Genomic DNA, 12,933 nt, shown 5'->3' with positions numbered 1-12,933 from the left:
TTTGCGAGGAATTCTGTTGTCCCACCCTCCACCTCATCCTGAGGTGTCAGTCCATCAACGATGGACTGACCTCGAAGGAGAGCTCCAGAAGCCTCGGCGATCCCCAGAGCCCTCCTTCGAGGTCAGTCGATCTCCGATCGACCAACACCTCAGGATGAGGTCGTGGATGGGATGGGGCGTAGAGAGGGCGAGACATGCGCGTCGAGCAGACGATCACGTCAAGCCGTCTGTCAGACGGTGGCATCCGCCCCCAGCTCCACCACCACGATCTCCGGCGGCACCCCGAACCGGATCGGCGCGATGCTGAGGCCGAGCCCCCCGGAGATCACGAGGTCGCTCGCCTCGCGGACATGGCCGTAGACGAAGCGGCGGGGGTAGCGCGACGGTACCACCGGCGACCAGCCGAACAGCCGCACCTGCCCGCCATGGGTGTGGCCCGACAGGGTCAGCGCCACCCGGGCCGGAACGTGGGCGAAGATGTCGGGCTCGTGGGCGAGCAGGATCATCGGCGCGCCGTCCGGCACCGCCGCCAGGGTGGCGGGCAGGTCGTCGAGGCCGACCCGCTTGTGGCCGTGGCGCCTGGCGGACGGCAGCAGGGCGAGCTGGTCCTCGAGCCCGGCGAGCCAGACCGGGCCGGCCTTCGTCGCGAGCGGCACCGCCTCGTTCGACAGGACCCGGATGCCGTTCCGGGTCAGTTCCGTGCCGGCGATGGTCGGTCCGGCGCCGCGCTTCTGCGCGGTCTTGTCCTCCCACCAGTCGTGGTTGCCGAGCACCGCATAGACGCCGAGCGGTGCCCTGAGCTTGCTCAGCACCGGCGCCCATTCGGCGGCAGGCACGTAGCGGGTGACGTAGCGCTGGCCCGCCACGAAGTCGCCGACCAGCACCACGAGGTCGGCCTGCAGCGCGTTGGTGGTCTCGACGATGCCGGCGATGCGCTCCAGGCTCATCCAGGGGTCGCAGGCATGGATGTCGGTCAGCACCGCGATGCGTAAGGAGAGCCCCGCAGGCCAGGGCGCGGCGGTGTTGGGGCGGATCGCGTAGCGGGTCACGACCTGACGGAACGGCTCGATCCCGGTGGCGTAGGCGCCGGTCGTCGCGCCCGAAAGCGCGACGAGGCCGGCCCCCTGGAGCACGCGGCGACGGGTGAAGAGGCGGTAACCCCTCCCCTGCTCACGCATCCTCGTCCCCGGTGAACAGGCCGAACTGCACGGTGGGGTCGCGGTTCGGCTCGGGCAGGCCGAGATGGCGGAAGGCGTGGGCGGTGAGCACCCGGCCGCGCGGCGTGCGCTGCACGAAGCCCTTCTGGATCAGGTAGGGCTCGATGATCTCCTCGATCGCGTCGCGCGGCTCGGAGAGCGCCGCCGCGATGGTCTCGACCCCGACCGGCCCGCCGCTGAACGAGTGGGCGATGATGTTGAGGTACTTGCGGTCCATCGTGTCGAGCCCGGCAGGATCGACGTCGAGGAGGCGCAGCGCCCGGTCGGCGATGGCGCGGGTGATGGTGGGGGCGTCCTCGACGATGGCGAAATCGCGCACCCGGCGCAGCAGCCGCCCGGCGATGCGCGGCGTGCCCCGCGCCCGCTTGGCGATCTCGTTGGCGCCGTCCGGCGCCATGCCGATGCCGAGCACCCGGGCGCCGCGGCTGACGATGAGTTCGAGCTCGTCGATGTCGTAGAATTCGAGCCGGACCGGGATGCCGAAGCGGTCGCGCAGCGGCGTGGTTAGGAGCCCCGCCCGGGTGGTGGCGGCGACGAGCGTGAATTTCGGCAGCTCGATCTTCACGGAGCGGGCGGCCGGGCCCTCGCCGATGATGAGGTCGAGCTGGTAATCCTCCATCGCCGGATAGAGGATCTCCTCCACCGCCGGGTTGAGGCGATGGATCTCGTCGATGAACAGGACGTCGCGCTCTTCCAAATTGGTGAGCTGCGCCGCGAGGTCCCCGGCCTTGGCGATCACCGGGCCGGAGGTCGAGCGGAAGTTGACCCCGAGCTCGCGGGCGACGATCTGGGCGAGCGTGGTCTTGCCGAGGCCGGGCGGGCCGACGAACAGGACGTGGTCGAGGGCCTGGCCGGTCTTCTTCGCCGCGTCGATGAACACCTGGAGGTTGGCGCGGGCCGCCTTCTGGCCGGTGAAGTCGGCGAGGCTGAGCGGCCGGATCGAGGCGTCGGTGTCGTCCTCGCGGCGCTCGGGGGTGAGGAGGGCTTTGGGCTGCTTGCTCAAGCGGAACCTGGCGCGTGGCTCGTGTCGGCGGCGCGAGGCCGGCGGCCCCGTTCGCCGGATGTACTCGCTGGGTTCTGTCGCACAACGCGACCGATCGCGCTACTTTCCGGCTCCCCCGACTCGGAGTGCCGACGCCCGTGACGACGACCGAGCCCGCCGCGCGCGACCGGGCCGCCCCACCGCCCGTGACCCTCGCCGGGTCCGTGCCGGTCTGGGCCCGGATCGCCGCCCTGTCCTTCGGCGGGCCGGCCGGGCAGATCGCCGTGATGCACCGGGTGCTGGTCGAGGAGAAGCGCTGGATCTCCGAGAACCGCTTCCTGCACGCCCTCAATTTCTGCACCCTGCTCCCCGGGCCGGAGGCGCAGCAGCTCGCCACCTATGTCGGCTGGCTGATGCACGGGACCCGGGGCGGCCTTCTCGCCGGCGGGCTGTTCGTGCTGCCGGGACTCCTCGCCATCATGGCGCTCAGCTGGATCTACGTGCTGTACGGCGAGGCCGGGCCGGTGGCCGGGCTGTTCTTCGGCCTCAAGGCCGCGGTGCTCGCCATCGTGCTAGAGGCGGTGCAGCGCATCGGCCGGCGGGCGCTGCGCGGCCCGGCGATGACCGGGCTCGCGGCCGCCGCCTTCGCGGCCTTGTTCTTCCTCGACGTGCCGTTCCCCGTCGTGGTGGTGGCGGCGGGGATCGTCGGCTTCCTCGGCGGCCGGGCCGGGCATCCGGCGTTCCGCCCCGGGGGCGGCCACGCCGCGGCGGCGGGGAACGGCTCCTACCTGTTCGGCGACGATGCGGGGCCGCGGGAGCGGGCGTCCTGGCGGAGCATGCTTCTCACCCTGGCGGTCTGGGCGGCGGTCTGGCTCGCCCCGGTCGCCGCCCTCCTCCTCGTTCTGGGGCCCGACGACGTCTTCTCCCGCATCGCGGTGTTCTTCTCCAAGATGGCGATGGTCACCTTCGGCGGCGCCTACGCGGCGCTCGCCTACGTGGCGCAGGCGGCGGTGGAGCAGTACGGCTGGATGAAACCCGGCGAGATGCTCGACGGGCTCGGCATGGCCGAGACCACGCCCGGCCCGCTCATCATGGTGACGCAGTTCGTCGGCTTCCTCGCCGCCTACCGGGCGCCCGGGGCGCTCTCGCCGCTCGCGGCCGGCACGCTGGGCGGGCTTCTCACCACCTGGGTCACCTTCGCGCCCTGCTTCCTGTGGATCTTCGTCGGCGCGCCCTTCGTCGAGCGGCTGCGCGGCAACACGGCGCTCGCCGGCGCGCTCTCGGCCATCACCGCGGCGGTGGTGGGGGTGATCCTCAACCTCGCGGTCTGGTTCTCGCTCCACACCCTGTTTCGCGAGGTGCGACCCCTGGCCTTCGGGCCGCTGCGGCTCGACGTGCCGGTCCCTGCGAGCCTCGATCCCTGGGCACTGGTTCTGGCACTGGCGGCGATCGTGGCGGTCTTCCGCTTCCGGGCCGGGATGATCCCGGTGCTGGGCGCCTGCGCGGCGGCGGGGGTGGGGTTGCGGCTGGCGGGGGCGATCTGACGGCGCGGGATGGTCCGGCACTCCGTCCCGCGTCCCGCGGGGGAGAGACCGAAGGGCTCCTCAGAATTCCATGTCCAGTTCCTCGATCTCCTCGGGCTCGTCCTCCGCCGCGGCGATCCAGTCCCGCATCAGGTCCCAGTCCATGACGGTATCGCGATAGGCGGCGCAGTCCGGCGGCAGGGCGACGCCGTAGGTGACGAAGCGGGTGCAGACCGGGGCGTACATCGCGTCCGCCACCACCGGGCGCGCGCCGAACAGGTACGGCCCCCCGTGGGCGCGCAGCGCCTCCTGCCAGATCTCGACCACCCGGGCGATGTCGGCCTGGGCCCCGCCCCAGAGCTTGAAGTCGGTGTAGCGGGCACGCAGGTTCATCGGCAGGGCCGAGCGCAGGTTGATGAAGCCGCCATGCATCTCGCCCGAGACAGCGTGCGACCAGGCGCGGGCGGGCAGGGATCCGGGCAGAAGCCCGGCCTGCGGGCGCACCTCGGCGAGGTACTGGGCGATGGCGAGCACGTCCCAGACCCGCACGTCCCCGTGGGTGAGGCGCGGCACCAGGAACGAGGGCGAGAGGTGCAGGAGCTCGGCCCGGCTCGCCGGATCGCCCGACAGCATCTCGACCGCGACGTCGAGCCCCGCCATGCGGCACAGCAGCCAGCCCCGCAGCGACCAGGACGAGTAGTTGCGGCTCGAAATCGTCAGCGTCGCCTCGGCCATCCGGTCCTCCCCCGGGCCGGTTTCGCGCGGCCCACCCTCGCCTTTCGGCACCGGACGCGATCCAAGACTCGTGCCGCTCGCGGCCGCGCCGGCCGAAGGTCGAAGGCCCGACGCGGAATCGGGACCGGGCAGGCGCCGCGTTGGCACGCGCATCGCATCGCGCGGGGGCGGAGCGGCGCAGGCCGCCCTTCACCGAAAGTCCGGTCGCGGGGGACGGAGCCTTGCCATACGCTCGGCGAAAGGGCCGCTCCCCGCGCGTGTCCGTGAGGGAGAGCGAGCGCCGATGCTCTACGATGCCTTCGAGGTCCAGTCGGACATGGCGCGCGCCACCCGCGCCTGGGGCCATGCGCTGCAGGCGGGTACGGAGCCCTGGATGCGGGCCGGCTACGGCGCCCCCGCGAGCTGGGTGTCGGCCGCCGCCCGGATGATGATGCGGGCCGGCCTGACCCATGCCCGGCCGGCCTACGGGATCGCGTCGGTGCGGGTCGGCAACCGCGAGACGCCGGTGACCGAGGAGCGGGTGCTCGCGACCCCGTTCGGCACGCTCCTGCGCTTTCGCAAGGACATCGCCAGCGAGCAGCCCCGGGTGCTGGTGGTGGCCCCCCTCTCGGGCCACTTCGCCACGCTGCTGCGCGGCACCGTGCGCACCCTGCTGGCCGATCACGACGTCTACATCACCGACTGGCACAACGCCCGCGACGTGCCGGTGAGCGCCGGCCGCTTCGGGTTCGACGACTACGTCGCCCATCTGGTGCAGTTCCTCGAGGCGATGGGCCCGGGCGCCCACGTGGTGGCGGTGTGCCAGCCCTGCGTGCAGGCGCTGGCCGCCGCCGCCGTGATGGCCGAGAGCCGCAACGCGGCGCATCCGGCGAGCATGACCCTGATGGCCGGCCCGGTCGACACCCGGGTCAACCCGACCAAGGTCAACGAGCTCGCCACGTCCCGCCCGATCGACTGGTTCGAGAAGAACCTGATCGCCACCGTGCCGCGCCGCCATGCCGGCGCCGGGCGGCGGGTCTATCCCGGCTTCATGCAGGTCACGGCGTTCATGTCGATGAACGCCGCGCGGCACATGCACGGCCATCTCGACCTCTACTGGCACCTCGCCGACGGGGAGGCCGCCAAGGCGGCGCAGATCGAGACGTTCTACGACGAGTATTTCGCGGTGCTCGACCTGCCGGCGGAGTTCTACCTCGAGACGGTCAGGACCGTGTTCCAGGACGCGACGCTGGCGCAGAACCGGCTCACCTACCGGGGCGCACCGATCGACACGAGGGCGATCCGCAAGACCGCCCTGATGACGGTCGAGGGCGAGCGCGACGACATCTGCGCCGTCGGCCAGACCGTGGCGGCCCACGATCTCTGCACCGGCCTGAAACCCTTCCGCAAGCGCCACCACCTCCAGGCCGGCGTCGGCCATTACGGCGTGTTCTCGGGCCGCAAGTGGGAAGCCCAGACCTATCCGCTCGTGCGCAGCTTCATCCAGGCCAACGCTTGATCCGGCCCAGGTCCGGCTTAGGTACGGGAGCCTGCGCGGCGGCGCCCGAGTGGCCCCGCACCCGCTCAAATTTCGGTCAGGCGAGCACTCCGCGGTTGGAAGTGGTAGCGGAGTGGTGTAAGGCCGCGATCAGGCGCATACCGTGCGTCGACAGCTTGCGCCGGGCTCCGGTGCGACCGTGATGCGACCCAAGCCCCTCCCGGTCCGCGAGGTCCGGGCCGCGGGGCGCATTTCGGTTGGTCGGGCAGGCAGCCATCCGGGCGCGTTCCGCGCAAGGTCGGCCACGTTTTCGGATTTAGACAAAAAGGACACACACCCTTGCAGGTACTCGTTCGGGACAACAACGTCGATCAGGCCCTCCGCGTCCTCAAGAAGAAGATGCAGCGTGAGGGCATCTTCCGCGAGATGAAGCAGCGCAAGGCCTACGAGAAGCCGTCGGTGCGCAAGGCTCGCGAGAAGGCCGAGGCCGTGCGCCGCGCCCGCAAGCAGGCCCGCAAGACCGCCATCCGCGAGGGTCTGATCGCCGCTCCGAAGCCGAAGCCCCGCGTCGGCGGCCCGCGTCGTCCGGGCATGGCCCCGTCGGCTGCCGCCCCGGCCGCCGCTCCGGCCACCTCGGCCTAAGGGCCGGCCGGTCTCCGTCCGGGAGGCCGCATCAAGAAGCCCCGCCTTTCCGGGTGGGGCCATCCCGAGAGCCCGACGCCGCGAGGCGTGCGGGCTCTTCTTCATTGGTCAGGCCGAAGCCGAATCAGGCCGACGCAGGATCAGGCCGACGCATGCGCGGCCCGCTCCGCCTCGACCAGCACGTCGAGGGGCCGCCAGGGCTTCTGCATGTAGACGGCATGGTCGGGCACCGCCTGGGCCGCGCCGGGCCGAGAGGTCACCACCACGCGCACGTCGGGCCAGTCCCGCTCCACCGTGCGGGCGAGCGCGGCCCCGTCCATCTCGCCGGCGAGCTGCACCTCCGTGAACAGCAGCGCGACCTCGGAGCCGTGCTCGCGCATCACCGCGAGCGCGTCGGCGGCGCTGCGGCACGCGATGACGTCGAGATCGGTCTCCTCGAGGATCGCGGCGGCGAAATCCCGGACGGATTCGTCGTCCTCCACCACGACGGCGATCGGAGCGGTGGGTGCTGCTCTGCCCATAAGGCCTCCTGTTTGTTTTATGTGAGTGGCGTCGGGGTCCCGGGTCCTCGCGAGTACTCGGGAGATGGACGGATCGATCGGCGCCCGACGACGCGCGAGCCCGCCCGGGCGAGGGCGGAGATCGACCGACGGGACGGGGATCGGGCCCGGCACGGTACGCCGGGGAGGCGCCAGCCGGGGGAACGCGGACGCAAGCCGACGACGCGAACACGCCTGCGCGAGCGTCAACGACTCAATCCTGACATTGATCCAGGCGACAGGTCCAGTTCGGATCGACGGCCGATGCGCCACGCGCATGCCGGCTCCTGACGCAACGCCATTGCCTGCCGCACGAGCAGGTGCGGGAACCTTGGGCATGCTGCGCCGCATTAACGGACTGTTCACCGTCGGACGCCGAATGTTACCGTTCCATGAAGGCGGCGGACGAGGCACGGTCCCGGGCGGGACCGGCACACGCCGCGGGAGGTGAAGAGCCGATGTGCCGCTTCCTCGCCTACCACGGCGATCCGGTCTATCTCGACGAACTCGTCTGCGCGCCGACCCACTCCCTGGTGCACCAGTCGCTGCACGCGACGGAGGCCCAGACCGAGACCAACGGCGACGGCTTCGGCATCGGCTGGTACGGCGAGCGGCCCGAGCCCGGCCTGTACCGCGATGTGCGGCCGGCCTGGTCCGACGAGAACCTGCGCAGCCTTTCCCGGCAGATCCGCGCCCGCACCTTCTTCGCCCATGTGCGCGCCTCGACCGGCACCGCGACCACCCGGGCGAACTGCCACCCCTTCGCCCATGGCCGCCATCTGTTCATGCATAACGGCCAGATCGGCGGCTACGCGCGCATCCGCCGGCGGCTCGAGGCGCTGATCCCGGACGCGCTCTACGAGGCGCGCCAGGGCTCGACCGATTCGGAGGCGCTCTTCCTGCTGGCTCTCGCGCACGGCCTCGACCGGGACCCGGTCGGCGCGATGGCGGCGAGCCTGTCGGCCGCCCGCGGCCTGATGCACGAGGCCGGCGTGGACGAGCCTCTGCGCTTCACCGCCGTGCTCACCGACGGCGAGAGCCTGACCGCCTATCGCTGGGCCTGCGACGGCCGCCCGCCGAGCCTGTACTGGCGGCAGACCGCGACCGGCCTCGCGGTCGTCTCCGAGCCGATCGACGGGCTGCGCACCGGCTGGTCGGAGGTGCCGAAGGGCGGCACGCTGATCGCCCGCCCGGGCCAGCCCATCCAGATGCTCGGCGCGGACGCGGCGGGGTTCAGGAAGGCGGCCTGAGGGCCGGCGCTCACGTCGGCGGCCTTTTCCGGATCACCGCCAGCGAAGGTCTCGGGGACCGGGCAGGCGGCGGTCGTCGGTTCCCGCTCGCTCGGTTGGGGCAGGCGCGATCCTCGCCCCGATCCGGCTTTTCCGGAGACCGACGGCTCACGCCGCCCGCACCTCGCCGAGGAACGCCGTCACCGATTCGGCGAGCAGGGCCGAGTTCTGCGCAAGCACACCCGCCACCGCCCTCACCTGGTCCGACTGGGCGGCGCTGGCGAGCGAGGCGGCACGGACCTGCTCGATGCTGTCGGCGACGCTGCGGGCCTCGGTCCCGGCCCGGTCGATGTTGCGGCCGATGCCGGCGCTCGTCACCGCCTGGTCCTGCATCGCCCCGCGGATCTCCTCGGCGAGCCGGCTCGTCTCAGCCACCGCATCGGTGATCGCGCCGATCTCCTCCGCCGTGTGCCGGGTCGCGCCCTGGATCGCGGCGATCTGGGCGCCGATCCGGTCGGTGGCCGCCGCGGTCTGGCCGGCGAGCGCCTTGACCTCGGAGGCGACGACCGCGAAGCCGCGCCCCGTCACCCCGGCCCGGGCCGCCTCGATGGTGGCGTTGAGCGCCAGCAGGTTGGTCTGGTCGGCGATGGTGCGGATCAGGTCGGCGGCCTCGCCGATCTCGGCCGAGGCGGCGACCAGCCGCTCCACCGTCGCGGCGGTGGCCCGGCTGCGGGCCAGCGTCGCGCTCGCCATCTCGCTCGTCCGGCCGACCCGGTCTCCGACGCCGACGGCCGATTCCGAGAAGTGCCGGAAGGCGCCGTCGACCTCGGCCACCGCCCGGGCGGCGACGCCGGAGGCGCCGGTGACCGCGCCCGATTGCTGCTCGACCTCGTGGGCGGCCCGCGACAGCACGTCGGCGGTCAGCTCCATCTCGCGGGTCGAGGCGTCGAGGGCCTCGGCCGCCTGCCCCGCCCGGGCCTCGAAGGCCCGGCAGGCCTCCTCCAGCCGCTCGGCCCGCTGCCGCTCGACCTCGGCGCGGGCCCGCTCGGCCGCCTGCGTCGCTCCCTGCTCGCGCAGGGCCGCCTGGAACACCGCGATCGAGGAAGCCATCTCGCCGATCTCGTCGCGCCGCCGGGTGAACGGCACCGCCACCGCGAGGTCGCCGTCGGTCAGGGCCTGCATCGTGCGGCGCAGGGCGTGGAGCGGACGCTGCAGCTGGGTCAGGCTGACCCAGACGGCACCGGCGACCGTGAGGAGGAGGGCCAGGATCGGCACCGCGACGAGGGCGACAGCCTCGCGCCGGCGCGCCTTGGCCACCGCCTCGCGCTCCTCCTGGAGGCGTTCGAGCACCGCGTCTCCGAGCTTCAGGATCCGCGCCACCATCCGCTCGCGGCTCTTGATCGTCGCCTCGTCGGCGGCCTGGATCTGTGCGGCCTTCGGCGACAGCGTCTGGCCGAGCTCCGCCGTGTCGCGCTGGTAGGCCAGGAACTCCTGGAGGGTGAGCGAGAGTTTTCGTGCCTCGTCCTCGTCGAGATAGGGCTGGAGGGAGGCGAAGAAGGCCGGGCGCTCGGCCTCGAGCGCCTCCAGGGCGGTGCGCAGGGCGCCGAACTTCTGCCGGGCCTCGGCGACGTCCTCGGCCGCCACCAAGGTCTGCACCGTCACCACGACGTGCTCGATGGCCTGCGCGAGGTTGCGGGTGTGGAGCGCGGCCTCCCAGGCCGCCTCCACGGCGCCGGCGCGCCGCTGCTCGTTGTGGGACAGCGAGACCGCGAAGGCGGCGATGCCGGCGGCGACGAGGATCGGCAGCCCGACGAGAAGGCCGAGCTTCTTGCCCAGGGTGAAACGCATGGGGTGCACCAACGCAGAAGCGGATGGCGGGCCCATACGTCGCCAGAGCCTTACACAGTATTAAATTTATCCGTCTAATATAGATCTTCTAATTTTATGACGATCCGATGACATCGGATCGTCAATTCGCTGGCTCTACCCGAGTTTCATGTCATGACTTCGCTCGACTGGTCAAGCAGAACGAAGGCAAGTCGATCCCCGCCCGGGCGGACCGGGTCAGGCATCGAGGTAGCGTCGGCGCAGATGGTCGAGAAACACCCCCGCATCGAGCGGCCGCCCGGTCGCGGCGGCGAGGATCTCCTGCGTGCCGGCCGCGCTGCCCTTGGCGTGGACATGGGTGCGCAGCCAGCCGACGAGGGGGGCGAAGTCGCCCCGGGCGAGGCCGGGGCGCAGGTCCGGCTCGGCCGTGCAGGCGGCGTCGAAGAGCTGGGCCGCCATCATCGCGCCCAGCGTGTAGGTCGGGAAGTAGCCCCAGGCGCCGCCCGGCCAGTGGATGTCCTGCAGGCAGCCATGGGCGTCGTCCGGCACGGTCAGCCCGAGGAGCCGGTGCAGGCCCTCATCGAAGGCGCCCGGCAGGTCGCCGATCTCCATCTCGCCGCGGATCAGCGCCCGCTCCAGGCGATAGCGCAGCAGGATATGGGCCGGGTAGGTGCACTCGTCGGCATCGACCCGGATGAAGCCCGGTACGACCCGGGTGTAGTTGCGGTGGAGCGCGTCGGCCTCCCAGGCCGGGCCGGTGCCGCCGAAGGCCTCGCGGACCAGGGGCGCCAGGTAGGCGACGAACTCGCGGCTGCGCCCGGCCTGCATCTCCAGGGTGAGCGACTGGCTCTCGTGCAGGCTCATGCCGCGGGCCGCGCCCACGGGCTGGCGGCGCCAGGCGGCGGGGCGGCCCTGCTCGTAGAGGGCGTGGCCGGTCTCGTGCAGCACCCCCATCAGGGCGCGGGCGAAGTCGGCCTCGTCGTACCGGGTGGTGATGCGCACGTCGTCGGTGGCGCCGCCGCAGAACGGGTGCAGGCTGACGTCGAGCCGGCCGCGCCGGAAGTCGAACCCCGCCGCCCGCATCAGGGCGAGCCCGACCTGGCGCTGGGCCTCGACCGGGAACGGCCCCTGCGGGACGGGCGCGGGCCCGGCCGCCGCCTGGCGGTCCTGCGCCTCTGCGATCAGGCCGGGCAGCTCGGCCTCCAGCACCGCGAAGACCGGGTCGATCGCGGCCTGCCGCAGGCCCGGATCGTAGCTGTCGAGGAGGGCGTCGTACGGGGAGAGGCCAAGGGCCTCTCCTTTCGCCCGGCCGATCTCGCGCTGGAGCGCCAGCACCTCGGCGAGGTCGGGCCGCAGCAGGGCGAAATCGGAGGCGCGACGCGCCTCGCGCCAGGTCATCTCGGCCCGCGACACGGCGCGGGAGCCGGCCTCCACGAGGTCGCGCGGCACCGCCGCGGCGTGGGTGTGGGCCCGGCGCATCTCGGTGAGGTTCGCTTGGCTCCAGTCGTCCAGCCCGCCCTCCTCCTCGGCCGCCGCGAGCCGGTCGGCGGTGGCGGGATCGGTCAGGAGGTCGTGGGCGAGGCCGCGCAAGACCGCGATCTGGTCGCCCCGCCCCTCCGCCGCCCCGTCCGGCATCAGCGTCTGCGCGTCCCAGCCGAGGATGCCGGAGGCATCCTCGAGGGCACCGATGCGGGCGAAGGTGGCTTCGAGGGCGCGGTAGGCCTGCATGGAAACATCCGGGTCCGAGGGACATCGTCGTCGGGTTGTCGGACGGCGGCCCGGCTCCTGGCAAGGCGGACGTTCGAGCCCCGCGCGAAGACGGAGATCGCTACCACGGCGATCCAGACCGCCGGAGAGCCCGGCGGTTGCAGCCCCGCCCGGTCACCGCCGGATCAGTACGACACCGCCGACGAGGAGCGCGACCCCGACCGCGCGGGGCAGGTCGAGCGGGTCCAGGCAGGGCTCGACCACCTGCGCGCGGCCCGGCGCGGAGATCGCAACGATGGCGACGTCCGCTTGCCATCAGAACCCGCGCGCCGCTCCGGAGCTGCCGGTCGGCCCAAAGCCTCCGAGCCTCGGACCGTGAAGACCGAATCGCGAAATTCCGCCTCGTCCCACCTCTGCTATCGGAGCCTGCAGCTCTCTATCAGGTCTGCCCGGGCCGCAGCTGGTAGAAGATGTGGCGGCCGATCACGTCCATCTTGCGCAGGCGGCGCGACCAGCGCGGCTTGACGTAGTCGGCGTGGTAATGGGTCGCCCCGCCGACATCGGCCAGGTAGGTGCGGCCCTCCACCACCGCGTGGGCGACGCGGGTCGCTGTCTGCCAGGAGGCGTCGTCGGTGATGCGCAGCGACTTGCCCTCGCAGGCGAAGGAGAACTGGCAGCCCATGTAGCGGTGGCGGTTCTGGTAGACCACGCCGCAGATGTTGGCCGGGTAGAGGCCGCTCTTGGCGCGGTTGAGCACCACCTGGGCCACCGCCGCCTGGCCCTGCTCGGGCTCGCCGCGGGCCTCGAAGTAGACGGCCTCGGCGAGGCAGCGCTGCTCCTTCTCGGCGTTCTCCGGGGTGATGAGGTCGGCGTAGCGGCGCTTCGCGTCGTCGCTCGGCAGCGCCTCGGGGGCGATGCGGGCGGCGGTGGTGACGCCCGCGCGAGTGTCGCGGTCGAGGCGCGGCGAGATCTGGCCGCCGGCCGCGATCTCGACCGGGGTCGCTTCGGCCGGGGCCGGGGTGGTCGAGGACAGGGCGACGGCGCGGGGGACCGCC

Annotated in this window: 11 protein-coding genes; 4 read left to right on the top strand and 7 right to left on the bottom strand. The window is 72.3% G+C overall.

The window, feature by feature from the left end:
* Positions 1–230 precede the first annotated feature (230 nt).
* Positions 231–1,178 (bottom strand): metallophosphoesterase, encoded by a 948-nt coding sequence (locus HPY23_RS04820; RefSeq protein WP_091886185.1) that lies wholly within the window; start codon positions 1,176–1,178, stop codon positions 231–233.
* On the bottom strand, positions 1,171–2,220 hold the full coding sequence (gene ruvB, locus HPY23_RS04815) for a Holliday junction branch migration DNA helicase RuvB (RefSeq protein WP_089504291.1): 1,050 nt from the start codon (positions 2,218–2,220) through the stop codon (positions 1,171–1,173). The genes HPY23_RS04820 and ruvB overlap by 8 nt, the downstream gene beginning before the upstream one ends.
* A gap of 137 nt (positions 2,221–2,357) precedes the next feature.
* On the opposite strand from ruvB, the gene chrA reads away from it, so the two are divergent.
* Positions 2,358–3,743 carry a chromate efflux transporter gene (gene chrA / locus HPY23_RS04810; protein WP_244537570.1) on the top strand — a complete coding sequence of 462 codons (1,386 nt, stop codon included), beginning with the start codon at positions 2,358–2,360 and terminating at the stop codon, positions 3,741–3,743.
* 60 nt (positions 3,744–3,803) lie between these two features.
* Here the strand turns inward: chrA and HPY23_RS04805 are convergent, their stop codons facing one another.
* Entirely contained in the window at positions 3,804–4,457 is a 654-nt protein-coding gene (locus tag HPY23_RS04805) for a glutathione S-transferase family protein (protein ID WP_091886179.1), read from the bottom strand.
* A 283-nt stretch (positions 4,458–4,740) separates the two neighbouring features.
* On the opposite strand from HPY23_RS04805, the gene HPY23_RS04800 reads away from it, so the two are divergent.
* Positions 4,741–5,955 carry a polyhydroxyalkanoate depolymerase gene (locus HPY23_RS04800; protein ID WP_091886176.1) on the top strand — a complete coding sequence of 405 codons (1,215 nt, stop codon included), beginning with the start codon at positions 4,741–4,743 and terminating at the stop codon, positions 5,953–5,955.
* A gap of 318 nt (positions 5,956–6,273) precedes the next feature.
* Complete coding sequence (rpsU, locus tag HPY23_RS04795; protein ID WP_060845625.1) at positions 6,274–6,576, top strand: 30S ribosomal protein S21; 303 nt, start codon at positions 6,274–6,276, stop codon at positions 6,574–6,576.
* A 140-nt stretch (positions 6,577–6,716) separates the two neighbouring features.
* Here rpsU and HPY23_RS04790 read toward each other — a convergent pair whose 3' ends face one another.
* Entirely contained in the window at positions 6,717–7,097 is a 381-nt protein-coding gene (locus HPY23_RS04790; RefSeq protein WP_091886174.1) for a response regulator, read from the bottom strand.
* Between the two features lie 476 nt (positions 7,098–7,573).
* Here HPY23_RS04790 and HPY23_RS04785 point away from each other — a divergent pair, with 476 nt between their 5' ends.
* The gene (locus tag HPY23_RS04785) at positions 7,574–8,365 is read left to right on the top strand and encodes a class II glutamine amidotransferase (protein WP_060845623.1); all 792 of its coding nucleotides are present in this window, start codon (positions 7,574–7,576) and stop codon (positions 8,363–8,365) included.
* A 147-nt stretch (positions 8,366–8,512) separates the two neighbouring features.
* Here HPY23_RS04785 and HPY23_RS04780 read toward each other — a convergent pair whose 3' ends face one another.
* The 3 genes from HPY23_RS04780 to HPY23_RS04770 all read right to left on the bottom strand — a co-directional run.
* Complete coding sequence (locus HPY23_RS04780) at positions 8,513–10,192, bottom strand: methyl-accepting chemotaxis protein (RefSeq protein ID WP_091886171.1); 1,680 nt, start codon at positions 10,190–10,192, stop codon at positions 8,513–8,515.
* 216 nt (positions 10,193–10,408) lie between these two features.
* Positions 10,409–11,899, bottom strand: a complete 1,491-nt coding sequence (locus HPY23_RS04775) for a carboxypeptidase M32 (protein ID WP_091886168.1) — start codon at positions 11,897–11,899, stop codon at positions 10,409–10,411.
* Between the two features lie 418 nt (positions 11,900–12,317).
* A partial coding sequence (locus HPY23_RS04770) for a cell wall hydrolase (protein WP_200646906.1) occupies positions 12,318–12,933 on the bottom strand: 616 nt, incomplete at its 5' end.

This window comes from Methylobacterium ajmalii, assembly GCF_016613415.1.
Lineage (GTDB): Bacteria > Pseudomonadota > Alphaproteobacteria > Rhizobiales > Beijerinckiaceae > Methylobacterium > Methylobacterium ajmalii.
This window is presented reverse-complemented; position numbering and strand designations above follow the sequence as displayed.